The following is a 22,710-nucleotide window of genomic DNA, read 5'->3' as shown; positions in this document are numbered from 1 at the left end:
GTTTCCGCCCGATTTGACCGGCTCCGAGGGGTGGGTCACGATACCGACGGACGCGTGGACGGAGAGGTCCGCCGGAAAAGGGAGCCTGGGGCGTATGGATTCCAACGAAGTCAACAAACTGCTCGCCGGATTGCTCGGAACCTGTTTCGTGGTCTTCTCGGTCGGTTTGGTGTCCGACGCGCTGTTCGCCTCGCCGGCGCCGGAAAAACCCGGCTTCGCCATCGAGGCGGCAGAGCCGGCTGAAGGCGGCCCGGCCGCCCCTGCCGAAGCAGCCAAGCCGATCGCCGAACTTTTGGCCACCGCCAATGTCGAGCAAGGTGCTGCCGTCTTCAAGAAATGCCAGGCCTGCCATTCCGGCGAAAAGGGCGGCCCCAACAAGGTCGGTCCCGATCTGTGGGACCTGATCGATCGTCCGGTGGCCGAGCACGAGGGCTTTGCCTATTCGGCCGGCATGAAGGAGTTCTCCAAGGGCGGCACCGAGAAGTGGACCTATGACAACATCAACCACTTCATCACCTCGCCGAAGAAGTTCGTGAAGGGCACGGCAATGGGCTTTGCCGGCCTGCCCAAGGACGAGGACCGCGCTAACGTCATCGCCTATCTGCGCACGCTGTCGGACAGCCCGAAGCCGCTGCCGGCGCCGGGTGCTGCTGCCGACGCAACGGCGCCGGCCAAGCCAGCGGAAGGTGCAGCTCCCGCCAAGCCGGCCGAAGCTGCAGCGCCAGCGGCGCCTGCCAAATAACGAAATTGTAATAGACACTTCCTTGAAAAAGCCGGGTTCAGCCCGGCTTTTTTGTTAGGGATGATGCATATGCGGCGACAAAGCCGGTCTGTCGCGGTTTTCACGGACGTCAAATCATCTAGACTGTCCGCGAACGCACCGCAGAGAGGAAACGCATGACGGTTGGCCGAACGCTTCTCAGATCAGCGCTGATCGTGGCCACGCTCGCCGGCGGCCTGCGGGCAGCCTCGTCTGACGAATGGCGGACCTCCTCGTCGCTGATCGGCCAGTCGAAATACGGCGACAATTTCCAGCACTACGACTACGTCAACCCGGACGCGCCAAAGGGTGGCACGCTGAATTCGGTGGTGTTGGGCACGTTTGACAGCTTCAACCCGTTCATTGCTCGCGGCACCCCTGCCGCAGGGTTGAACTATCAGGGCGGCCTGCTCTACCAGTCGCTGATGGCGAAATCCATTGACGAGGGTAGCACCAACCACCCCGAGATCGCCGAGGCCTACAAGTACCCGGAAGATTTCTCATCTGCGACGTATCGGCTCGACCCGCGCGCCCGATGGCACGATGGCCAGCCGATCACCGTCGATGACGTGATCTGGTCATTCAATTTCCTGAAAAAGGAAAGCCCGCAGTTCAACCGCTATTTTGCCAATGTCACGGAAGCGGTCGCCGTTTCAGATCGGGAAGTCGAGTTCCGCTTTGACCAAAAAGGCAATCGTGAGCTGCCACTGATCATGGCGGATGTGGTGGTGCTGCCGAAGCACTGGTGGGAAGGCACCGACGCCAACGGCAAGAAGCGCGACATCACCCAGCCAAGCCTCGAAATCCCGCTCGGCTCAGGGCCTTACAAGATCGAGAGTTTCAAACCTGGCTCGGAAGTCGTCTGGCGGCGGGTCCCCGATTACTGGGCGGCGGGCCTTGGCATCAATGTGGGGCGTAACAATTTCGACCGCGAACGGTTTACCTATATCCTCGACGACAATGCCGCCTGGCAGGCCTTCACCAAGGGCGGGTTCGAAGACATCAACCGCGAGTACAGCTCGCGCAAATGGGCGACGGCCTATACTTTCCCGGCAATCAAGGCCGGCGACGTCATCAAGAAGGACTTCCAGAGCCAGTCGCCACAGCCGATGCAGGGCTTCGTACTCAACCAGCGGCGGCCGCTGTTCCAGGACCGCCTGGTGCGGGAGGCACTGACCTTGCCGTTCGATTTCGAGACGATGAATCGTACCCTGTTCTTCGGTTTCAACACCCGTACATCAAGCTATTTCCAGGGCACCGAATTGGCGTCGAGCGGGCTGCCACAAGGCAAGGAGCTGGAAATCCTCGAGCCGTATCGCGACAAGCTGCCGCCCGAACTCTTCACCCAGGACTTCAAGCTGCCCGTCTATGATACGCCGCAAGCGGAACGGAAGTACCTCAAACAGGCGGTCGATCTCTTTGCAAAGGCCGGCTGGGTGATCAAGGGGGGCAAGATGGTCAACGCCAAGACCGGCGAGCCGTTCAAGTTCGAAATCCTCGGCTGGAACGACACCGACCAGGTGATCGCCAGCCCCTATATGGCCAATCTGCGCAAGATAGGCATCGACGCTACACTGCGCATCGTCGATCAGTCCCAGTACATCAACCGCGTCACCAATTTCGATTTTGACGTTGTCACGGGCCTGTTCGGCCAATCGGATTCGCCCGGCAACGAGCAGCGCGAATTCTGGGGCTCGAAGGCTGCTGACACGCACGGCTCACGCAACCTGGTGGGCATCAAGGATCCGATTGTCGATGCGCTGGTAGACCGCATCATCTTCGCCACCGACCGCGACGACCTCGTCGCCGCCACCCATGCGCTCGATCGGGTGCTGTTGTGGAGCTATTATGTCGTGCCGCAATGGCACCGCCCGGTGGTGTGGCTGGCCTACTGGAACAAGTTCGGCATCCCCGACAAGCAACCCGCCTATATCGGCGCCGACACCGATTCCTGGTGGATCATTCCCGAGAAGGAAAAGGCGTTGGCGGCCAAATACAAGGGCGGAAATTGATGGCGGTGCTGCCCCGCCGCGACTTCCTGGCCTTGGGCGGCGCTGTAGCCGCCGTTGCGCTTCTGCCAGGTCGAGCCTTCGCCACCATCCCGACCAGCGTGAAGCTGCACGGCCTGTCGGCCTTCGGCGATCTGAAATACAAGCCTGACTTCACGCATTTCGACTATGTGAACGTTGACGCGCCGCAAGGCGGCACCTTCAATTTCTCGCCGCCCAACTGGGGTTACAACCAGAGCCCTTTGACCTTCAACACGCTGAACTCTTTCTCGGTCAAGGGCGACGCGCCGCCACGCATGGGGATGTGCTTCGATTCCCTCATGACAAGGGCGTTGGACGAGCCGGACGCCGTCTATGGCCTGATCGCCGATGGCGTGACGATTGCTGATGACCGCAACAGCTTCGAGTTTTCGCTCAGGCCTGAAGCACGCTTCCACGATGGCACGCCGCTGACCGCCGAAGACGCCGCCTTCAGCTTCAAGCTGTTCAAGGACAAGGGCCATCCCGACCTGTCGCTATCGCTGACGCATCTCGAGGATGCGGTTGCCGTCGGTCCCCACACGCTACGACTGACCTTTTCCGGCAAGCAGTCGGCTCGTACCATCCTGAATATCGTCGAGTTCCCAATTCTGTCGAAGGCCTTTTACACCGCCAATCCCTTCGATTCCTCGCAACTGAACCCACCGCTCGGCTGCGGCGCCTACAAGGTCGGGCGCTGGTCGGCGGGAGCCTGGATCGAATATGAGCGCGTGGCTGACTATTGGGGCAAGGATCTACCCGTCAATCGCGGCCAGAACAATTTCGAGCGTATCCGCATCGAGTTCTATCAGGACCGCACGGCCGGCTTCGAAGCCTTCAAGAAAGGCGAGATCACCTACCGGGAGGAATTCACCTCGCGCGTCTGGGCGACGGCTTACGATTTTCCAGCCTTCACCGCCGGCAAGGTGATCAAACACGAATTCCCCGCCGAGACATTGCCGTCCATGCAGGCCACCGCGGTCAACCAAAGGCGCGAACATTTTCGCGATTCACGCGTGCGGCAAGCAATCGCACTTTGCTTCGACTTCGAATGGACGCGGCGCAATTTCTTCTACGGCTCCTACGAGCGCTCGCAATCCTGCTTCGAGAAATCGGACTTTCGCGCCGAAGGACTGCCATCGCCGCAAGAGCTCGCTTTGCTGGAACCGCTGCGCGACCAGCTTCCGGTGGAAGTCTTCGGCGAAGCCGTCGTGCAGGCGGTCTCCGACGGCTCCGGCCGCGACCGGAAACTGCTGGGCAAGGCGGCGAAGCTTCTGGCCGAGGCCGGCTGGAAGCGGTCCGGCGATTTCGTCGCCAACGACAAGGGCGAAAGGCTTTCGGCCGAATTCCTGGTCGATGACGAAACCTTCGTGCAGGTCTACTCACCCTGGGTTGCCAATATGAAGGCCGTCGGCATCGATGCCACCATCCGGTTGGTCGATTCAGCGCAATACCAGCTACGGCAATCGACCTTCGATTTCGACCTGATCTCGGCCGCCTTCTCGTTTTCGGCGACGCCGACCCGCGACGATCTCGAAATCTTCTTCCATTCGAGCACGGCAAAAGTCTCCGGTTCGCGCAACCTGTCGGGGGTATCAAGCCCGGCCATCGACGCACTCATCGACGCCGTCGGCGCCGCCAAGGATCGAGAAAACTTGACGGTTGCGGTCCGGGCGCTCGACCGGGCCTTGCGTGCGCGGCGCGATTGGATTCCTAGTTGGTTCCTGGCGAATCACCGAAGCGCCTATTGGGACATGTTCGGCTTTCCCGAGCAGAAACCCGATTTCGGCTTTCCGGTCGAAGCGCTGTGGTGGTTGGACAAGGGCAAGGCGGCAAAGATTGGCAAAGGCTGAGATGTTCGCCCATCGAGGGCAGAGGGCCTAATGGGCGCCTATATACTGCGCCGCATCCTGCTGATGATCCCGACCCTGTTCGGCATCATGGCGGTGTCCTTCGCGGTCGTCCAGTTCGCTCCAGGCGGCCCGGTCGAGCAGGTCATCGCCAAGCTGACCAACCAGGGCGGCAGCGATCGTCTCGGCAGTGGCGGCGGCGATTCGGGCGGCGCCAATTTCGATCCGGCCGGCGATGTCAGTTCGAAATACCGCGGCGCGCAAGGACTCGATCCTGAATTCATCAAGAAGCTGGAGAAGCAGTTCGGCTTCGACAAGCCGCCGCTCGAGCGCTTCGGCCTGATGCTGTGGAACTATGCCCGTTTCGATTTCGGCGACAGCTATTTCCGCGACATTTCGGTGCTCGACCTGATCCTGGAAAAGATGCCGGTATCGATTTCGATCGGGCTGTGGATCACGCTTTTATCCTACCTGATCTCGATCCCGCTCGGTATCCGCAAGGCGGTCAAGGACGGCACGCCCTTTGACATATGGACCAGCGGCGTCGTCATCGTCGGCTACGCCATTCCAGGCTTCCTGTTCGGCATCATGCTGATGGTGCTGTTTGCCGGCGGATCGTTCTGGGACTGGTTTCCGCTGCGCGGAATCACCTCCGACAATTGGGACCAGCTGTCCTGGTCAAGCAAGATTCTGGACTATTTCTGGCACATGACCTTGCCGCTGACCGCGCTGGTGCTGTCGGCCTTCGCCACCACCACGCTTTTGACCAAGAATTCGTTCCTCGAGGAAATCCGCAAGCAATATGTGGTGACCGCACGCGCCAAGGGCCTGTCGGAGCGGCAGGTGCTCTATGGCCACGTCTTCCGCAACGCCATGCTGATCGTCATCGCCGGCTTTCCCGGCGCTTTCATCTCGGCCTTTTTCACCGGCTCGCTGCTGATCGAGAACATATTCTCCCTCGACGGCCTTGGCCTGCTCGGCTTCAAATCGGTGATCGATCGCGACTATCCGGTGGTGTTTGCCAACCTCTACATCTTTTCGTTGCTTGGCCTGTTTGTCGGGCTCTTGTCCGACCTGATCTACACCTGGGTCGACCCGCGCATCGACTTCGAGCGGAGAGACGTCTGATGACGCAAGCTGCCACAGATGCTGTGCCGGCGCGGATTCCTCGGCCGTGGCTGTCGCCGCTCAACCAGCGGCGCCTGCAGAATTTCAAAGCCAACCGGCGCGGCTACTGGTCGTTGTGGATTTTTCTTGTCCTGTTCGTGCTGTCGCTGTTTTCCGAACTGATCGCCAACGACAGGCCGATCATCGTGTCCTACAAGGGCGAGATCCTGTTTCCGGTGCTGGTCGCCTACCCGGAAGAGAAGTTCGGCGGCTTTTACGCGGTCACCGACTATCGCGACCCTGTCATCCAGGACGAGATCAATGGCAATGGCTGGATGATCTGGCCGCCGGTGCGCTACTCCTACCAGACCGTCAACAACGCCATTCCCGAGGCAGCCCCCACCAAGCCATCCTGGCTCTATGATGCCAAGACACGCTGCAACCAGTATCCGCAAGGTGCTGCCGACCCCAACTGCGTCGTCGGCAACTGGAACTGGCTCGGCACCGACGACCAGGCGCGCGACGTGCTGGCGCGCGTCATTTATGGGTTCAGAATCTCGGTGCTGTTCGGGCTGATCCTGACGCTGGGCTCGGCACTGATCGGCGTCGCGGCCGGTGCGGTGCAAGGTTATTTCGGCGGCTGGACGGATCTTCTGTTCCAGCGCTTCATCGAAATCTGGTCGGCGATCCCGGTGCTCTATCTGCTGCTGATCGTCGCCGCCATCCTGCCGCCCGGCTTCTTCATCCTGCTCGGGCTGATGCTCTTGTTCTCCTGGGTGGCGCTGGTCGGCGTGGTACGGGCCGAGTTCCTGCGCGCCCGCAATTTCGAATATGTCAACGCCGCGCGCGCGCTCGGCGTACCTAACCACACCATCATGTTCCGGCATCTCTTGCCCAACGCCATGGTGGCGACGCTGACCTTCCTGCCCTTCCTGCTCTCAGGCTCGATCTCGACGCTGACCTCGCTCGACTATCTCGGCTTCGGCCTGCCGCCCGGCTCTGCCTCGCTCGGTGAATTGTTGAAGCAGGCGCAGCGCAATCTCAACGCGCCGTGGCTGGGCATTTCCGGCTTCGTCGTCATTTCGCTGATGCTGTCGTTGCTGGTCTTCGTCGGCGAAGCGACCCGCGACGCTTTCGACCCGCGCAAGGCGTTCCGATGAGCGACGCCCCTCTCCTTTCCGTCCGCGATCTCAGCGTCGCCTTCACGCAAGGCGGCAACCAGTCGATGGCCGTCGACCACATCTCCTTCGATCTCGCCAAGGGCGAGACAGTTGCACTGGTCGGCGAATCCGGCTCCGGCAAATCGGTCTCGGCGCTGTCGGTGCTGAAGCTGTTGCCCTATCCAACGGCCAGCCATCCCTCAGGCAAGATCCTGTTCCAGGGCGCCGACCTGCTGGCGATGAACGAGAAGCAGTTGCGCAGCGTGCGCGGCAACAAGATCACCATGATCTTCCAGGAGCCGATGACCTCGCTCAATCCGCTGCACACGATCGAGCAGCAGATTGTCGAGATCCTGAAACTGCATCAGGGCATGGCTGATCGCCCGGCACGCGCGCGCACGCTGGAACTGCTCAACGAGGTCGGCATCCGCGAACCGCAAAAGCGGCTCGACGCCTATCCGCACCAGCTTTCCGGCGGCCAGCGCCAGCGCGTCATGATCGCCATGGCGCTGGCCAACGAGCCTGAGCTGCTGATCGCCGACGAGCCGACGACGGCGCTTGACGTCACCGTGCAGGCGCAGATTCTCGAACTGCTGGCGGGGCTGAAGAGCCGCAAGGGCATGTCGATGCTGTTCATCACCCATGATCTCGGCATCGTCCGGAAAATCGCCGACCGCGTCTGCGTGATGACGAAGGGCAAGATCGTCGAGACCGGGCCGACGAAAGAGATCTTCGCCAACCCGCAACACGCCTATACCAAGCACCTCCTGGCGGCCGAGCCGAAAGGCAAGCCGCCGGCCGCCAACGCTGCCGCCAAGCCGGTGATGACGGGTCACGACATCAAGGTCTGGTTTCCGATCAAGAAAGGCTTCTTCCGCACCACCGTCGACAATGTGAAAGCGGTCGACGGCATCGACGTCACCGTGCGCGCCGGCCAGACGCTCGGCGTCGTTGGCGAATCCGGTTCGGGCAAGACGACGCTCGGCCTGGCGCTGGCGAGGATGATCTCGTCGACCGGAACCATTCAGTTCAATGGACGTGACATCAACAAGCTGACCTTCAACGCCATGCGGCCGCTGCGGCGCGAGTTGCAGATCGTCTTCCAGGACCCGTTCGGGTCGCTCAGCCCGCGCATGTCCATCTCGGAGATCATCGAGGAAGGGCTGAAGATCCACGAGCCGAAACTATCGCCCGACCAGCGTGATATCAGGGTGGTCGACGTGCTCGGCGAAGTCGGCCTCGATGCCGCCACGCGCAACCGCTATCCGCATGAATTCTCCGGCGGCCAGCGCCAGCGCGTCGCCATCGCGCGCGCCATGGTGCTCAATCCGCGCTTCGTCATGCTGGACGAGCCGACCTCGGCGCTCGACATGAGCGTGCAGGCGCAAGTCGTCGACCTTTTGCGCAGCCTGCAGGCAAAGCACGACCTCGCCTACCTCTTCATCAGCCATGACCTGAAAGTCATCCGAGCCCTTGCCAACGACGTCATCGTCATGCGCAATGGCAGGATCGTCGAAGCCGGCCCGTCAGAACAGATTTTCGAGCGGCCGCAGACCGACTATACCAAGGCGTTGATCTCGGCCGCCTTCAGGATCGAGACGGCGCCGGTCGGCATCGTCAGCGAGTAGACTGCGCAAGAGGGAACAAAGTCCGAAGATGGAAAAAGGCCGCATCCTGCTTGCCGTCACCGGCTTTCATCCGCAGCGCTGGCGCGAACTTTTGTCGGCCGAGCGCGAGGTGGTGCTCGAGCCGGACGGCGCCAGCGATCCGTCGATCACCTATGCGGTGGTGTGGAAGCAGAAGCCGAACCTTCTGGCGTCGCTACCCAATCTGCGCGCCATCTTCTCGATCGGCGCCGGCGTCGACCATATCTTCGCCGACCCCGGCCTGCCCAAGGTGCCGATCGTCAAGGTCGTCGCCGACAACCTCACCCAGTACATGACCGAATATGTCGTCTGGCGGGTGCTCGATCATCACCGCCAGGGCATGCTCTACCGGTCGCAGCAGCCGAAGAAGATCTGGCACGAGCCGCCGCAGCGGCCGGCCGGCGACATCTCGGTCGGCATTATGGGGCTCGGGAATCTCGGCCGCGCGGCGGCGTCGGTGCTGTTGTCGCTCGGCTTTCCGGTCAATGGCTGGTCGCGCACGGACCGGCCGATGAAAGGTGTCTCGACCTATGCGGGAGAGGCCGGGCTGGTTCCCTTCCTCAATGCCACCGACATCCTAGTGGTGCTGTTGCCGCTGACGCCCGACACAAAAGGCATCATCAATCATGGCGTGCTGAAGGAGTTGCGCAAGCGCAATGGCCTTGGCGGCGCGGTGCTGATCAATGCCGGGCGCGGCCGGCTGCAAAAAGATGCCGACATTTTGCGCGCGCTGGACGACGGCACGCTGAAGGAAGCGAGCCTCGACGTGTTCGAGGTCGAGCCGCTGCCGAAGACCAGTCCGCTCTGGGGCCATCCGAAAGTGTTCGTGACCCCGCACGCGGCGGCGACCTCCGATCCCGTGCATCTGGTACCGATCATGCTTCGGCAGATGGCCGCCTATGAGCGGGGCGAAAAGCTCGACAATCTGGTCGATCGCGACGCGGGGTACTAGCCGAGCCTTCACTTGGCCAGGTCCCAGTCCCGGAAACTCTTCTTGATTGCCCGCAGCGACGACAGCTGCAGCTTTGGCAGATCGAGCTCTGCGAACATTGCCCGGTATCGTTTGCGATTTTTCGGTGTAGTCACGGCAATGTGGTGGATCATGTCCCATTTGATGCTGTCGCGCCCGCCTTCCAGGCCGCCGCGCCTGTCTTTTTCGAACAGCGTTCGCCTGACATAGCGCAGCAGACTAAGCGGCGTGGAGATATCCAGCAGGATCAGCCCCGTCGCCCGCTGAAAGCGCTGCGGCATGCCGATCGCGTAATTTCCATCCATCACCCAGCGTTCGCCGGCGATTGCCGTGTCATGCAGAGCCATAAATTCGCCCTTGGGACGCTGTTCCCAATCCGTGTTCGGAAGATGGAAGAGCAGATCGAGATGAACGACCTCCAGATTGCGCTTGCGGGCAATCGCGTCGGCAAGGGTCGACTTGCCGCTGTTGGACGGCCCGAGGATACAGATGCGGTTCCCCAGCTCCGAGAGATCCATCCGATCGTGCCCTAAGAGGTAGCTTGTTGCCTGCTATTCTCGACCGCTGACGGCTTGGTATCTCAGCTGGGGAGAGCGAACTTCTTCTGCTTGTTAGGCTTGCCGCAATCGCGGCGGTCGATCGAGCGGTTCATGGCGTCGATCCTGCCGGTTGCCTGGTCGATATCGCGCTTGTTCTTCGAGCGCATATCCGGCGTGAACGGGCCAAAACCCAAAGCCGGATTGGAGAAGGTCGGCTTGGCATCCACCGCCAAATGATATTGCTGCGCCAGGCCGTTTCGCTGTGCCAGCAATTGATCGCAAGGCACGGTGTCGAACTGCAGCGAGGATTCGACATTGGCATCCTGCCGCTCGGACATCGATGAGCCCATGCAGCCGGCCATCGCCAGGCAAGACGCCAAGACCATCATGTTCCAGCGCATTGGTTTTGCTCCTGCGGATGTCCGCCCCCTGTCATCCGCGCATGCGATTCGGGCTTTTTCACAGCAAAGGAGGCGGGACGGCACCGCGGCTTTGGTCACCATTGTGAGCATTCAGCCCGTGCTGATTTTCCCTGCCACCACCACCAGCCCTTCGACCGCCTGACGGCGATCCTGCCGGATGGTTTTTGCGTCCAGCGACAGGACCGAAAACCCGCTGGCGGCCAGAATCCGCCTGACATAGGGCTCCGAATGCGCAAAGCGGCGCGACTGCTGCAGCGCGAAATCGCCGGCCGGGTCTGACAAACTCTCGACCGAGAACGCAAGCAGACCGTCGCTGGCCAGCAGCCCGGCAATCGTCTTCAGCATGGCTTCGACCCCGCCGACATAGATGAACACGTCGGCCACCGTCACCAGATCGGCTTTTGGGCCGGCATAGGAAAAACCCCGTAGGTCCGTCTTGCCCAGAAAATCGTAGATGCCCTTGGCTCGCGCCTTTCTCAGCATGCTGGCGGAGATATCGTAGCCCTCCAGCCGGTCGGCGATCGGCCGCAGCCTTTGCCCCATCAACCCAGTGCCGCAGCCGAGATCGAGCGCCAGCGAGAAGCGGCTCGGCCTTGCCGTCCGAATGGCCTGATCGAGAAACTCCGGCAAGCGGTAGCCGAGTTTGTCGACCAGCGATTGATCGAACGTCTCGGCATAGTGGTCGAACAGCGTCTCGACGAAGGCGCTGGGGAGTGCGTCGGTCGCCGGCGCCTTGCCGATCAATTGCAAATTGAGCGACGCACCCTGGCGATCCGTCGGGTCCAGCTGCAATGACATCGTCCAGGCTTGCGCCGCCAGACTCGGAGCGCCCGCCGCTTGCTGCATCTCGCCGAGGCGGAACCAGCCCATCGCCCATTGCGGCGTCAGTTCCAGGGCGCCAAGCAGCAATTCCGCCGCCGCCGCATGATCGCCGTCAGCGTGCAGCATCTCGGCATAGTCGGCGCGGCGGTCGGCGTTCAAGTCGCCGGACGAGGCCTGAAGCGGTTTCATGGCGATGGGTCCTGCCGGCAAACGGAAGCCGGCGGTGCCGTGTATGCGGGAGTCAGCAGTGACTTACAACAGGCTTCCCGCGCCGGAATTAGTGCCTATCTTGCACCCATGCGCGCCAGCGACCTGCTTCATCCCCGGCCCGAAGGCCTGTATTGCCCGCCCGGCGATTTCTTCATCGACCCGGTGCGGCCGGTCAACCGGGCGCTGATCACGCACGGCCATTCCGACCATGCTCGCTCCGGCCACCGCTCGGTGCTGGCGACCCAGCAGACGCTCGACATTATGGGGCTGCGCTATGGCGAGGATTTTGCCGAGGCAACACAAGCCGCCGCGTTCGGCGAGACGATCGCGCTGAACGGCGTCAGCGTCACCTTTCATCCGGCGGGCCATGTGCTCGGCTCGGCGCAGATCGCGGTCGAGTACCAGGGCAGGCGCATCGTTGCATCCGGTGACTACAAGCGGCAGAAGGACGCCACTTGCGCACCGTTCGAGCCGGTCAAATGCGACGTCTTCATCACCGAGGCGACCTTCGGCCTGCCGGTGTTCCGCCACCCGCCCGACACCGAAGAGATCGCCAGATTGCTGAAGTCGGCCGCACAATTTCCCGAACGCTCGCATCTGGTCGGCGCCTATGCGCTGGGCAAGGCGCAGCGCGTGATGCGGGTGCTGCGCGATGCCGGCTATGACAAGCCGATCTACATCCACGGTGCGCTGGCCAAGCTCAGCGACTACTACCAGAGCCAGGGCATCGACCTCGGCACGCTGGAGCCGGCAACGGTGGAAGGCGGCAAGGGTGATTTCGCAGGCGCGATCGTCATCGGTCCACCCTCGGCCTTCGCCGACCGCTGGGCGCGGCGCTTTCCCGACCCGATCTCGTGCTTTGCTTCCGGCTGGATGCGCATCCGCCAGCGCGCCAAGCAAGGTGGCGTCGAACTGCCGCTGATCATATCCGACCATGCCGACTGGGACGAGCTGACCGCCACCATCAAGGAGACGGGCGCCGGCGAAATCTGGGTCACGCATGGCCGCGAGGAAGCGCTGGTGCGCTGGTGCGAACTCGAGGGCATTGCTGCCAGGCCGCTGCATCTCGTCGGCTATGAGGACGAGGGCGACTGAGGCATGAACCGCTTTGCCGAACTTCTCGACCGCCTGGTGCTGACGCCGTCGCGCAATGGCAAGCTGACACTGCTGACCGAGTATTTTCGCAGCGTCGAGGATCCGGATCGCGGGCTGGCGCTGGCGGCGATCACCGGCGATCTCTCGATCGCGGCGGTCAAGCCGGCGATGCTGCGCACGCTGGTCACCGAGCGTATGGACCCGGTGCTGTTCGGCTATTCCTACGACTATGTCGGCGATCTCGCCGAAACCGTGTCGCTGGTCTGGCCGCAATCGCCCGCAAATATGCAGAACCGTGAGCCGACGCTTTGCGAGGTCGTCGAAAAGCTGCAGGCGGCGAGCCGTTCCGACGGGCCGAAGGTGCTCGCCAGACTGCTCGACAGCGCCAGCATTTCGGCACGCTTTGCCATCATCAAACTGGTCACTGGCGGTCTGCGCATCGGCGTCTCGGCGCGGCTGGCGAAACAGGCGCTGGCCGAATTCGGCAAAGTCGAAATCGCCGAAATCGAGGAGCTCTGGCACGGGCTGACCCCACCCTATACCGGGCTGTTCGCCTGGCTGGAAGGCAAGGCGGAAAAGCCGGCGAGGACGGCGCTGGCGCTGTTCCGGCCGGTGATGCTGTCCAACCCGATTGGCGACGGCGATCTCGAAAAGCTCAACCCGGCCGACTATGCCGCCGAATGGAAATGGGACGGTATCCGCGTCCAGGCAACCTGCGAAGGCGGCGTTCGCCGGCTCTATTCGCGCACCGGCGACGATGTCTCCGGCGCCTTTCCGGATCTCGCCGAAGCTATGCATTTTTCCGCCGCCCTCGACGGCGAGCTGCTGGTCGGCGATCCCTCAGCAACCGGCACGTTTTCGGACCTGCAGCAGCGGCTGAACCGCAAGACGGTGACGCCGAAGATGCAGCAGCAATACCCAGCGTTCATGCGCTGCTACGACCTCCTGCAGATCGGCGACGAGGATCTGCGCGCCCAGTCGTTTCGCGAACGGCGCGGCCACCTTGAAGCCTTCGTCAAGACGCTCGATCCGAGCCGCTTCGATCTCTCGCCACTGGTCGACTTCACCGGCTGGCCGGCGCTGGAGGAAATGCGCCGGGCGCCGCCGCACCCAATCATCGAAGGCGTGATGCTGAAGCGCTGGGATTCGCCCTATCTCGCGGGACGGCCGAAAGGCCCGTGGTTCAAGTGGAAGCGCGATCCGCACACGGTCGACGCGGTGCTGATGTATGCGCAGCGCGGCCATGGCAAGCGCTCAAGTTTCTACTCCGACTATACGTTCGGTGTCTGGTCGGGGCCGGAGGGATCGGAGGAACTGGTGCCCGTCGGCAAGGCCTATTTCGGCTTCACCGACGAGGAACTGAAGCAGATCGACAAATATGTCCGCGACAACACGGTCGAGCGTTTTGGCCCGGTCCGCTCGGTGCGGGCCGACCGCAAGAACGGCCTGGTGCTGGAGGTGGCGTTCGAAGGGCTCAACCGCTCGACCCGGCACAAATCCGGCGTCGCCATGCGATTTCCCAGAATTTCGCGGCTACGCTGGGACAAGCCGACCGCCGAGGCCGACCGCATCGAAACGCTGCAGGCGTTGTTGGACTAGGGCGCGATCGAGACGCGGATTTCGTAGATGTCGACTGCTTTGCCCTGCTTGTCGAAGTCGGAATTGATGGCGATGGTGCCGGCGGCACCCGGATGCTTCTGCGGGAATTGCACGTCGAACAGATATTCGTTGCGCTCCTGGCTGACCGCGTAGCGCTTGCGGCCACAATCGCCGAGATCGCCGAAATTGCAGTCGACGGAAATCTGCGTCTCCTTGCCCTCTTCCGAGCGGGCGAGGATATCGAACATGGCGTGTTTGCCGGCGAGTTTCTCCAGCACGCCTTGCCCGACATCGAAGGCGATGGCCGAGCCGGAGGCGCCGGAGCGGATGCGCAGGAAGGACCCGGTGTCGTCCTGCATCACCTCGGCCTTGGCGTCGGACGGCGCGCTGACATGCGTCGGATCGGCAGGCGAAAACACATTGATCCAGTCGCGCGCCTGATCGGCGGCGCCGGGTTTCTGCGGCGAGCCCGAGTCGGCCGGTGGCGTGAAATCGTCACCGTCGACCGTCGGCGGCGCCTCTGGCGGGGCCGTGTCGAGTTGGGCCGGCGTTTTGAAGACGCCGGTCTGGATGCCGAAATAGAGGCCGATGCCGGCGGCGGCGAGCAGAGTCACAGCGAGGAAGATCGCGGTCAGCGGCAAGCGGCGCCCCCTCACCCGCCTCTCGTCACGGTCGGGCGCCACCTCTGTCGCGGCTTCGGTGGGAGCTGAGGTGAACATGTCGATTTCCGGCACGCCGGGAAGAACCGCGTCGGGCATGATATCGGGGACGACCGGCAAGACGCGCGATTGCGGCGCGTCGGATGCCGGAGGTCGCACTGGCCCGTCGACAACGACCTCAGGCGACGGCGCGGGTTCGACAGCTTCGCCCACAGGTTCGGTGCTCGTGGGAAGTTCCACCGCGGGCGCAGCCGCGGCAGGTTCCGCTTGCGTGGCAGTTTCCGCCTGCGGCGCAACGTCGGCTACCGCCGGCAGATACTCGGATTCGATCTCGGTGATCTTGGCCTGCACCGCCTTGCGGCGCTTGATGGCGGCTTCCACCGTCACGCCGGGATTGGCCTGGAGGACGCGGTCAAGCGCGGCGAAGGCCGATCGATAGACCTTCTCGCGAAACGCCCGGTCCTCGGCATTGCCTTTTTCGAAGGCGTTGCGGATCGCTTTTTCGATCGCGTCCAAGCGAAATCCCTCTGCACGTTCGCTCACATCGCCATGATCGTTAGCCGCAGGCGACCAATCAATCAACGGGCGAGCGGCCGCATTCTGCCTCAGCAGGGCGTCCAAGGCCGATTTCGGAGGTTTTCGGCAAAGAAATCAACATATTTCGCCGATCTTGCCGGTGCGATCACGGACGAAGCGCCCGGCGACGGTCGCGTAGGCGTCAGCGGACCGGTGCGCCGGCTGCTTTTGGACCGGCAGCCAATGTCGGCACGAAATGCCAAGTCCTGTCTTGAATTTGCGACCGGTTGCGGCTATCACCCAGCCCATCTTGGAGGCCTTGGCTTCCTGGGCCGCTTTAGCTCAGTTGGTAGAGCACATCATTCGTAATGATGGGGTCAGGTGTTCGAGTCACCTAAGCGGCACCATACTTTCCAAGGGATTGCGGGCCAAAGCGCTCCCGGGCAAAGCCTCAAAAATCAGATCAGGACACATTTCGGGACACAAACGACCCGGGATTAGAGCAACCTGGGCTCCACCGGGCCGGATCGATGCGCTTCCGGCAGCTTCGGATGATGGTGGCCGCAACCGTCGAGGCCGAGCTCCGGAACCTGGACACCAATCTGGTCGAAAAGCCAAGCGCTGACATAGCCGCGGTGGCAGAAAACGCCATCCCGAGGCCGCTCCCAGCAGAGCAGCGCCGCCGGCCGGCCGCCCGCCAGATCCTCGATCGTGCGGACGGTTTCATGTGGATCGAGCCTGGCGAGCTGCTCGAGGTAGCGCCGGCGATACTCGTCGACGTCGACGCTCTTGAACCAGTCGCCAGGAGAGAGAGCGCGCAGCGCGGGGATATCTCGAAGGCGATGTGGCGCCCAGCGCGCGATCGAGATCGGCGCGAAGTGCGCGGGCAGCTTGGTGAAAAAGCTCGAGGTGACGATCTGCATGTGCGCCTCATCCTTTACAGATTTTACACTCGCGGGCGCGCGCAAGGTGCGCACTTTGCACACTCACGCGCGCGAGCCGGTCAGCGCTTGAAACGCTCCGGGATGGGATCCTGCGGCCCCAAAGCGTCCCGGATCAGCGAATGGTGCAGTTCCCTGACGACATCGGTTGCCGTGGCCTTTCCGGCGCGTGCTTCAATAAAGGCGACGGACCCACAAAGTTGCGCGATCGCTGACCGCAGCGCCACGGCAAGGCTGGTGTCATGTTCAAGAACCTGCAGTTCGCACAGCTTGTCGAAAATAGCTTCTTGCTTCGCCTGCGCGTCCATCACGCCACCTCCTCGATCTTCGCCGCAGCGCCATCGGTCAGCACCGGCGCCTTGGGCGGACAGACTACGACCGGCTCGGGCCCGGTGTCGCGCTCTGCGCGCTGGAAAGCCGCGCGCAGCATGGGGTCGCGAAACATAGGGGAAAGGTTGATCTTGATCTTCATGGCTTTTCTCCTTCGGCCGTTGGAATTATGATCCAACAGTTGAAGTATAGATCGAAATTCATCTCCATATAATGGACCAAAATGGTTATTTAGTCACCATAACGGTTCCAAATACTCTTACGTAACCAATTTGGTTACATGCCTCACGTGAAGCATTTGGACGTGTCCAAATGTCCCGAAAGGTGTCCCAGATCGTTCCGCGGTGCGTCGGAGGAACCGCGAAGCCTTGGGATTTGGGCGTCCTGGCTGCGTGAGCACGTGATACCGGATTATGTGCTCTCCTCAAATGAACACGACGATCGCCAGCACGACGCCGGCCGCGAGCATGAAGGCGAGCCAGGCGCTAGCGACCATAGATAGACGCCAATGCGTCGCCGGCGCCGAGCGATGTCTGCCGACGCACCTCTCCGATGCTTTCCCTGGCCGGCGGCCCGTTGCCGTTCCAATTGTTGGTCTGGTAGATGTTGACGATCGGCGGTTCGCCACCACCGGCCTTGGGCGAGCCGCCGCCGCGCTGATCCTCGAATTGATCCGGCTTGACGATGAGCACGCGCTCCTCAGGCGACTTCCAGAACTCGACCTGTTGCGTGTCGCCGTTGCCGGGCCCGATCATGCCGCCCGTCGAGAAACCATAGTTGAGACCGCCCGCCTTCACACGCTCAGACTCGGCGTAGGCATGGACGCCTGCCGTCTCAGCCAACGTCTTCTGATACGTGTTGGCGCCGGCGCTGCCGACCGACGACATGCCGCCATAGACGATGTTGCGAGCGATCTGTTCAGGCGTCGCGCCGAGCCCTTGCGAGCCATAGCCGATGTTGCCGCTGCCAACGATGCCGGCGGCCGCGAAGTTGGACCGCCAGGTGGCGAGGACTTTCAGATACATGGCGGCACGCGGATCATCATTGCCGCCTGACGAGTCGCCGCCCGAGCTGATACCGGACGAGCCGCCGCCGGAGCTGCTGAGGCGGCTCGCCGCCCCCCATTTCTCGACACCCTCAAAGGTCTTGCGGGTGTTCGCCTCGATGTTCATGAGGACGGTCCACAGGCGGTCTTCCTCACGGGTTGGGTCGCGACCGGTGAAGCCGGATTGCGCATTGGCGAGAGCGCCCATCTGGTTGGCCGTGAAGATGCCGACCGTCTCCTCGGGCGACTTGAAGAACTCCACGCGTTGGCTGTCGCCTGGATGGATCATGCCGCCGGTGGCGAACCGGGTGACGTTGACCGTCGTGTTGCCGGAGTCGCCGGAGCCGCCCATGCTGCCGTAGCCGGTGCGCGGCACCGAACTGGCCGAGATCGAAGGGCCGGACTGTTGGCCTGGCACGCCACCATAGCGCGTCACGCCGACGCTGCTGGTGCCACCGCTGCTGTTGAGCACATCGTAGAGCGATTGCGTCCCGCTCCCGACCTGCTTGGTGACGACTGTGATCGTGACGGTGCGGTTCGGAATGGCGCGGATGCTGTCCGACAATCCCTGCACGCTCGACCGAAGCTGGCGGACCTTGATTTCGCCGCTGACGACGCTGTCGAGAAACCCGTTGATCGCGACCGGATCGCCGCCCATCTGCAACAGGCTCTGGCGCAGCAGGTCGATGCTGGTGTTGATGGTCGCGATCGAGCCGTTGCCATGGTCGTAGGCGTTGAACAGCTTTTCGACAGCGGTGGTGGTGCGCTCAATCGCATCCTGCGCCGCCTTCGCATTGCCGAAAAACCCTTCGCCGAAAACGTCCGCGATGGAGGCATGCGGCGCCGCAGTGAGGAGATCCTGGATCTTCTTGATTTCGGCCTGCGTGGAATGGAGGTTGGTGACCGTCTGCTGCAGATCGCCCATCTGCGCCAGCTTGGCGTCCTGGAGCGCGCGGCCGACGTTGATCACCTGCCGGCTCATGCCGCCAAACTCGACGGTGACGCCGTTGGCCTCCTTGCCGATACCGCCGAGCGCCGAGCTGAAACCATTGGCGCTGCCGGTGGCGCTGCCGAAGCTGATCTTGCTGAGATCGCCCAGGCTCTCCAGGGCATGGTTGGTGGCGATCTGGTCGACGACGTCCTTCCCGAAATCGCGCAGGGGCGTCGAATTGAGGATCGCCAGCACGTCTTGAAGGTGCTCGGCATTTTTGGCGGCCAGGTCAAACGCGGCCGGGTTGGCAAACCGCCCGAGGTCGACGTGCTCCATTTTGGGCAGAATCCCGCCGAAAGCATCGTTCAAATCGTTGACGGCATCCCGCACCTTGTTGATGGCGCCTTCCATTGTCGACACCAGCGCATTGGCTGCGCCGATCGCTGCGGCCCTGACGATCGTCGGGAGGTTGTTCCAGATGAACGCCATGTCCGAGCCGACTGCCCGGAAAGCGTTGATGGTCCATTCGGCCAGGTCGGTTGCTGCCGATTTGAGCTTGCCGAACGCAAAGCTGGCGGCGGACACGAGCGCATTGAAGGCGGTTCCGATCCAGGTCCCGCTGAGGTAGTTGCCGATGGTCTGGCCCAAGGCGGTGAGCGTTTCGCCAAGCGAGACAGAGCGGTGCTCGGCCTCGCTGGCTGCATCCTGGATTGCCTTGAAGCCCAGGCTGGCCGCGATGGCGGCGGGACCGATGCTGCGCAGCGCCACGCCGGCGGCGCCGGCGACCGCAGTCACCGCGCGATAGGCGCTGCCGACAACCGTGACCGACCTGCCAAGGACCTCGTTCGAAGCGGCAGCACGCGCGGCCGAGCCTTCAACAGCGCGACCGGCCTGCTCGGACTCCCGGATCATGCCAGTGAAGCTGCCCGAGACCTGGCGATCGAACTGCTGCGATTTCGCCTTGGCGTCGTCGAAGCCCTTTTCGAGCGGCTTGAGGTCGGCACGGATTTCCACGACAACGCTGCCGACAAGACCGGTTACTTCCATGGCTGCAAATCCTTTCTATGTGTCCCGCTACGCGTCCCAAAGCGCGCCTGGCGCATCGGGATCGCCCGCAAACCTGTGCCTTGAAAGAACAGGCTGGGTCGCGGCACGTGTTGATCAGATATGTGCTCGGGCCTGTTCATCAGTGCACGCTCGCGCGCAGCCGGCGGACTGCCTGGGTGAAGGCGCCTTCTGTTGGCGGAGGCGGTGGCAGGAAAGCCTGCGCTTCGTCCCGCAATAGCCAAAGGTCGACCGCTTCTGTCACCGGCACCTTGCCGAAGCTGTCTGCGATCAACGTGTCGAATCCGCCGTCGACGCGCTTCTCAATCGCGACTTCGAAGTAGTCGCGTATCGTCGCAATTGCTGCCGGCACCAGGCCCAGCCGCACACCGCGTTCGAGGAGGCGCTGGCGAATGGCGCCGTCGGCGACCATCTGGGTGAGCTGCCGCCGGCCCTGTTCGATCGATGCGTCCTGCGCCAGGATCTTCGCATCGCGTTCCGCGTGCGCGGCCGCGAGCTTGGCGTCGGCCGCGACCTTGACGGCGCCGAGCGCCTCGGCGGCTTCCGGGATCAGCGCGAAGTTCTGGGCATCCGAAGGCGCATAGAGGGTGCGCCACGCCTCGGGCACGGCCTCGAGGTCGTCGACGTGCTCAGGAAAGGCGAAAGTGTCGTCCTCAGCCATGTCCGTAGGGTCCTTTTTTTCGTTGGTGAGCTCGTGCACCTGTTCGGCGGACATTCCCAAGCGGCGGGCCACTTCATCGATGCCGCGCCGCTCGACGAGCATTGCGATCGCCTCGGCGCGCATCACAGGGCGCAGCTTGAAGATGTTGGCCCGGTCGGCACGCTCGACGTTGCCAACACGGCGCCAGATATCCCTTCGCAGCTTGCCCATGTCACTCCTGGTGCGGCATCAGCGCCGCCAGCGCCTGCTCGGCGCGCTTTTTCCCGGCCTCGGCCAGTGTCACGGCCGGCGCCTCGGTGATCTGCTTGACGAGCGCGAGCATGCTCTTGCCGCCGCGGTCGACCGCTGCGATCGCCTTCCCTAGACGCTCCTCGCGGTCGACCTTCTCGGGGAAGCGCGCTTTGCGCCATAGAGCGCGACGCATCTCGCGTTCGGCGTCGCCGACGCCGGTCAGCATTGCCGGACCGCGAAGAAAGGCGCCGACCACCAGGTCGTCCCCGTCGGCGATCGCTTTGGCGATGGCCACGCCGCGCTGCTTGTCGTCCATGCTCGCCAACCTGGATCGGATCTCCGCCTCCAACTGGACGGCGTTGGGATCACGTGGCGTCGGCGGAGCGGCGGTTTCGGCCTGGATCCGCTGGATATCGGCCATAGCTGCCGCTCGAGCCGCGTCGAGTTTCCCTGCCGCTCGCTCTGCGGCCTGCATCGCAACGTCGCGGATTTTCAAAGCGTGGGCCTCGACCGTGACGGTCGGGTCTCGCGTTGCGGCGAGCGCAACAACCCGCTGCATCTCTTCGTCGGCACCGCGCATCGACGTTTCGAGAGCTGCGAGCGAGGTATCTGGCACGATCGCTCCGCCATTGAGGCGATCGCGCTTGTAGTGCATGGCGACGGCCTCGGGGGCCAGGCTCAGTGGGGCTTGCAGCTTCATGGTGTCTCCAGGAGTTTCAGGAGCCTGGTGGCGTTCTCCGCGACCAGGCCGGCGCGATCGACGGGTGTCTCCCCGCTAGCGTTGATGAACACGCCGTTCGGATAGAGGTGTGGATCTCGCGCCACCTCGTGGCGGCGCTCGATGAAGACACGGACCTTCGCGCCCTCGTCGGCGATCACGGTCACCGGGCGGCCCCAGTGCTGGACAATTTGCCCGGGCGTGAACGTGGGGTGGCCCAGGACCTCGATGTCTCCTTCGCCCCGGTCCAGGCCTGTCGGTGATAAGTCGACGCCGTTCCAGAGCGTCAATCTCCATCGGCGCGACATCGACGCGCTCGGCACTTGGCCGGCGACGGCCCATAGGCCTTGCCAGCGCGTAATCCGGACGAGGTCGCCGACGGCTACCATTCTGAACACTCTGAACACTCACGGGCGCGCGAGCCACGCACTCGATGCGAAGCTCGACGATGTGGCGTTGTGTCTCGATTCATGTCCCAATGACCTTTGCCAGGCGAATCTAGCATCTGAAAGCCATGGAGTGTAAGGACTTGTTCGGGGATGAGCACAGTTTTTTAAATAATGTGCTATCCGTCCCAGGCGGGAACGGTTTCGCGTGGAGGTGCGGGTGACCTGGCTCACGAAACTCAAGCGCGACCTCGACACAGCGTCGGTCTGCCGGCGCTATAGGATCTCCGACACCACACTCGATCGATGGCTGCTGCATCGCGGTCTCGGCTTTCCGCAGCCCAAACTGCGCGGCCGGCGGCGGTTCTGGCCCGAAAGCGAGCTCGACGCCTTCGACGAGGGTAGAGCCAGCCGTTCGAATGCCATCAATTCGCTGCGTGGGCAGGGCCAGGACGCGCGAGGAGGCCTTCGCCGGTAGTTGGTGAAGGCCCGGGTCGAGAAAACGCTTCCATAGGGGCTCTATTTCGATTTTCATCAGCACGCCCCCTCCACCGCGTCTGCCGGCGGCCGCCAGTCCGGGTTCTTGAGCTCAAAGGGGGATTTAGGGGGAGATTGGGATTGGGTATGGGTATGGGGGCTTTCAGCCGATGAAACCGAGGGAAAAGCGTTCGCTTTACTTAAGCCATTGATATTGCTTTTTCTCGGCCTGCCGCCTTTGGCACCGTTCTGAGCGTTTTTCGCACGCGTCTCTTGGACCCAATCCCACTCCTTTTTCAGCCGCTTTTGCGAGATTGACGCCTCGTCGATCAGCAGCAGTGGCGCCAGGCGCGCCTTGAGTTTCTTCCATCGAGGCTTCGACACGCCCAAGATCCTGGCCAAGTCCCGATCGTCATTCGGCACCGAGCCGTTGCGGCGCCACATCGCGCCGAGCAACAGGCATAAGGCGCCGTGCTCCTCCAACGACAGGTGCGTCGTGTCGGCGAGGTAGGCATCCCAGAACATCGGCATGCTAGGAGCAGC

General features: G+C 62.8%; 22 protein-coding genes and 1 tRNA gene. 11 read left to right on the top strand and 12 right to left on the bottom strand.

Going from position 1 to position 22,710, the window contains the following annotated elements:
• Positions 1-94: 94 nt before the first annotated feature.
• The 7 genes from AC1D0N_RS03775 to AC1D0N_RS03745 all read left to right on the top strand — a co-directional run bounded on the left by AC1D0N_RS03775 (position 95) and on the right by AC1D0N_RS03745 (position 9,502).
• Entirely contained in the window at positions 95-742 is a 648-nt protein-coding gene (locus AC1D0N_RS03775) for a c-type cytochrome (RefSeq protein WP_477241520.1), read from the top strand.
• A gap of 155 nt (positions 743-897) precedes the next feature.
• Positions 898-2,772: an extracellular solute-binding protein gene (locus AC1D0N_RS03770; protein WP_477241518.1), complete on the top strand. Its 1,875-nt coding sequence runs from the start codon at positions 898-900 to the stop codon at positions 2,770-2,772.
• Positions 2,772-4,640: an extracellular solute-binding protein gene (locus AC1D0N_RS03765; protein ID WP_477241516.1), complete on the top strand. Its 1,869-nt coding sequence runs from the start codon at positions 2,772-2,774 to the stop codon at positions 4,638-4,640. Before AC1D0N_RS03770 ends, AC1D0N_RS03765 begins: the two co-directional genes overlap by 1 nt.
• A gap of 30 nt (positions 4,641-4,670) precedes the next feature.
• Positions 4,671-5,765 carry a microcin C ABC transporter permease YejB gene (locus AC1D0N_RS03760; protein WP_477241514.1) on the top strand — a complete coding sequence of 365 codons (1,095 nt, stop codon included), beginning with the start codon at positions 4,671-4,673 and terminating at the stop codon, positions 5,763-5,765.
• Positions 5,765-6,904, top strand: coding sequence for an ABC transporter permease (locus AC1D0N_RS03755; RefSeq protein WP_477241512.1), 1,140 nt, complete (start codon positions 5,765-5,767; stop codon positions 6,902-6,904). Before AC1D0N_RS03760 ends, AC1D0N_RS03755 begins: the two co-directional genes overlap by 1 nt.
• Complete coding sequence (locus AC1D0N_RS03750) at positions 6,901-8,532, top strand: ABC transporter ATP-binding protein (RefSeq protein WP_477241510.1); 1,632 nt, start codon at positions 6,901-6,903, stop codon at positions 8,530-8,532. Before AC1D0N_RS03755 ends, AC1D0N_RS03750 begins: the two co-directional genes overlap by 4 nt.
• A 28-nt stretch (positions 8,533-8,560) precedes the next feature.
• The gene (locus AC1D0N_RS03745) at positions 8,561-9,502 is read left to right on the top strand and encodes a 2-hydroxyacid dehydrogenase (RefSeq protein WP_477241508.1); all 942 of its coding nucleotides are present in this window, start codon (positions 8,561-8,563) and stop codon (positions 9,500-9,502) included.
• An 8-nt stretch (positions 9,503-9,510) separates the two neighbouring features.
• On the opposite strand, the gene AC1D0N_RS03740 is transcribed toward AC1D0N_RS03745, so the two are convergent.
• The 3 genes from AC1D0N_RS03740 to AC1D0N_RS03730 form a co-directional block, all read right to left on the bottom strand.
• Positions 9,511-10,038, bottom strand: a complete 528-nt coding sequence (locus AC1D0N_RS03740; RefSeq protein ID WP_477241506.1) for a P-loop NTPase family protein — start codon at positions 10,036-10,038, stop codon at positions 9,511-9,513.
• 62 nt (positions 10,039-10,100) lie between these two features.
• Positions 10,101-10,460, bottom strand: a complete 360-nt coding sequence (locus tag AC1D0N_RS03735) for a hypothetical protein (protein WP_477241504.1) — start codon at positions 10,458-10,460, stop codon at positions 10,101-10,103.
• A 111-nt stretch (positions 10,461-10,571) separates the two neighbouring features.
• Complete coding sequence (locus AC1D0N_RS03730; RefSeq protein WP_477241502.1) at positions 10,572-11,492, bottom strand: class I SAM-dependent DNA methyltransferase; 921 nt, start codon at positions 11,490-11,492, stop codon at positions 10,572-10,574.
• 108 nt (positions 11,493-11,600) lie between these two features.
• Here AC1D0N_RS03730 and AC1D0N_RS03725 point away from each other — a divergent pair, with 108 nt between their 5' ends.
• Both AC1D0N_RS03725 and AC1D0N_RS03720 read left to right on the top strand, forming a co-directional pair.
• On the top strand, positions 11,601-12,608 hold the full coding sequence (locus AC1D0N_RS03725) for a ligase-associated DNA damage response exonuclease (protein WP_477241500.1): 1,008 nt from the start codon (positions 11,601-11,603) through the stop codon (positions 12,606-12,608).
• A 3-nt stretch (positions 12,609-12,611) separates the two neighbouring features.
• A complete protein-coding gene (locus AC1D0N_RS03720; RefSeq protein ID WP_477241498.1) occupies positions 12,612-14,207 on the top strand; it encodes a cisplatin damage response ATP-dependent DNA ligase in 1,596 nt (531 codons plus the stop codon).
• On the opposite strand, the gene AC1D0N_RS03715 is transcribed toward AC1D0N_RS03720, so the two are convergent.
• Positions 14,204-15,382, bottom strand: a complete 1,179-nt coding sequence (locus AC1D0N_RS03715) for a hypothetical protein (RefSeq protein WP_477241496.1) — start codon at positions 15,380-15,382, stop codon at positions 14,204-14,206. The genes AC1D0N_RS03720 and AC1D0N_RS03715 overlap by 4 nt on opposite strands.
• Positions 15,383-15,713: 331 nt before the next feature.
• Here AC1D0N_RS03715 and AC1D0N_RS03710 point away from each other — a divergent pair.
• Positions 15,714-15,789 (top strand) — tRNA-Thr (locus tag AC1D0N_RS03710).
• Positions 15,790-15,879: 90 nt separating this feature from the next.
• Here the strand turns inward: AC1D0N_RS03710 and AC1D0N_RS03705 are convergent.
• From AC1D0N_RS03705 to AC1D0N_RS03675, 7 genes are all read right to left on the bottom strand, one after another.
• Positions 15,880-16,305 (bottom strand): hypothetical protein, encoded by a 426-nt coding sequence (locus AC1D0N_RS03705; protein WP_477241494.1) that lies wholly within the window; start codon positions 16,303-16,305, stop codon positions 15,880-15,882.
• An 80-nt stretch (positions 16,306-16,385) separates the two neighbouring features.
• Positions 16,386-16,631, bottom strand: coding sequence for a hypothetical protein (locus AC1D0N_RS03700; protein WP_477241492.1), 246 nt, complete (start codon positions 16,629-16,631; stop codon positions 16,386-16,388).
• Positions 16,631-16,795, bottom strand: coding sequence for a hypothetical protein (locus tag AC1D0N_RS03695; RefSeq protein ID WP_477241490.1), 165 nt, complete (start codon positions 16,793-16,795; stop codon positions 16,631-16,633). Before AC1D0N_RS03695 ends, AC1D0N_RS03700 begins: the two co-directional genes overlap by 1 nt.
• Positions 16,796-17,138: 343 nt before the next feature.
• Positions 17,139-19,676: a hypothetical protein gene (locus AC1D0N_RS03690; protein WP_477241488.1), complete on the bottom strand. Its 2,538-nt coding sequence runs from the start codon at positions 19,674-19,676 to the stop codon at positions 17,139-17,141.
• A 139-nt stretch (positions 19,677-19,815) separates the two neighbouring features.
• Positions 19,816-20,565, bottom strand: coding sequence for a hypothetical protein (locus AC1D0N_RS03685; protein WP_477241486.1), 750 nt, complete (start codon positions 20,563-20,565; stop codon positions 19,816-19,818).
• A 1-nt stretch (position 20,566) separates the two neighbouring features.
• Positions 20,567-21,286 (bottom strand): hypothetical protein, encoded by a 720-nt coding sequence (locus AC1D0N_RS03680; protein ID WP_477241484.1) that lies wholly within the window; start codon positions 21,284-21,286, stop codon positions 20,567-20,569.
• Positions 21,283-21,693, bottom strand: coding sequence for a hypothetical protein (locus tag AC1D0N_RS03675; RefSeq protein WP_477241482.1), 411 nt, complete (start codon positions 21,691-21,693; stop codon positions 21,283-21,285). Before AC1D0N_RS03675 ends, AC1D0N_RS03680 begins: the two co-directional genes overlap by 4 nt.
• Before the next feature lie 217 nt (positions 21,694-21,910).
• Here AC1D0N_RS03675 and AC1D0N_RS03670 point away from each other — a divergent pair, with 217 nt between their 5' ends.
• Positions 21,911-22,168 carry a helix-turn-helix transcriptional regulator gene (locus AC1D0N_RS03670; RefSeq protein WP_477241480.1) on the top strand — a complete coding sequence of 86 codons (258 nt, stop codon included), beginning with the start codon at positions 21,911-21,913 and terminating at the stop codon, positions 22,166-22,168.
• A 56-nt stretch (positions 22,169-22,224) separates the two neighbouring features.
• On the opposite strand, the gene AC1D0N_RS03665 is transcribed toward AC1D0N_RS03670, so the two are convergent.
• Entirely contained in the window at positions 22,225-22,698 is a 474-nt protein-coding gene (locus AC1D0N_RS03665) for a YdaU family protein (RefSeq protein ID WP_477241478.1), read from the bottom strand.
• Between the last annotated feature and the right edge of the window lie 12 nt (positions 22,699-22,710).

It is taken from the genome of Mesorhizobium sp. P2_E10 (assembly GCF_056404235.1).
This window is presented reverse-complemented; position numbering and strand designations above follow the sequence as displayed.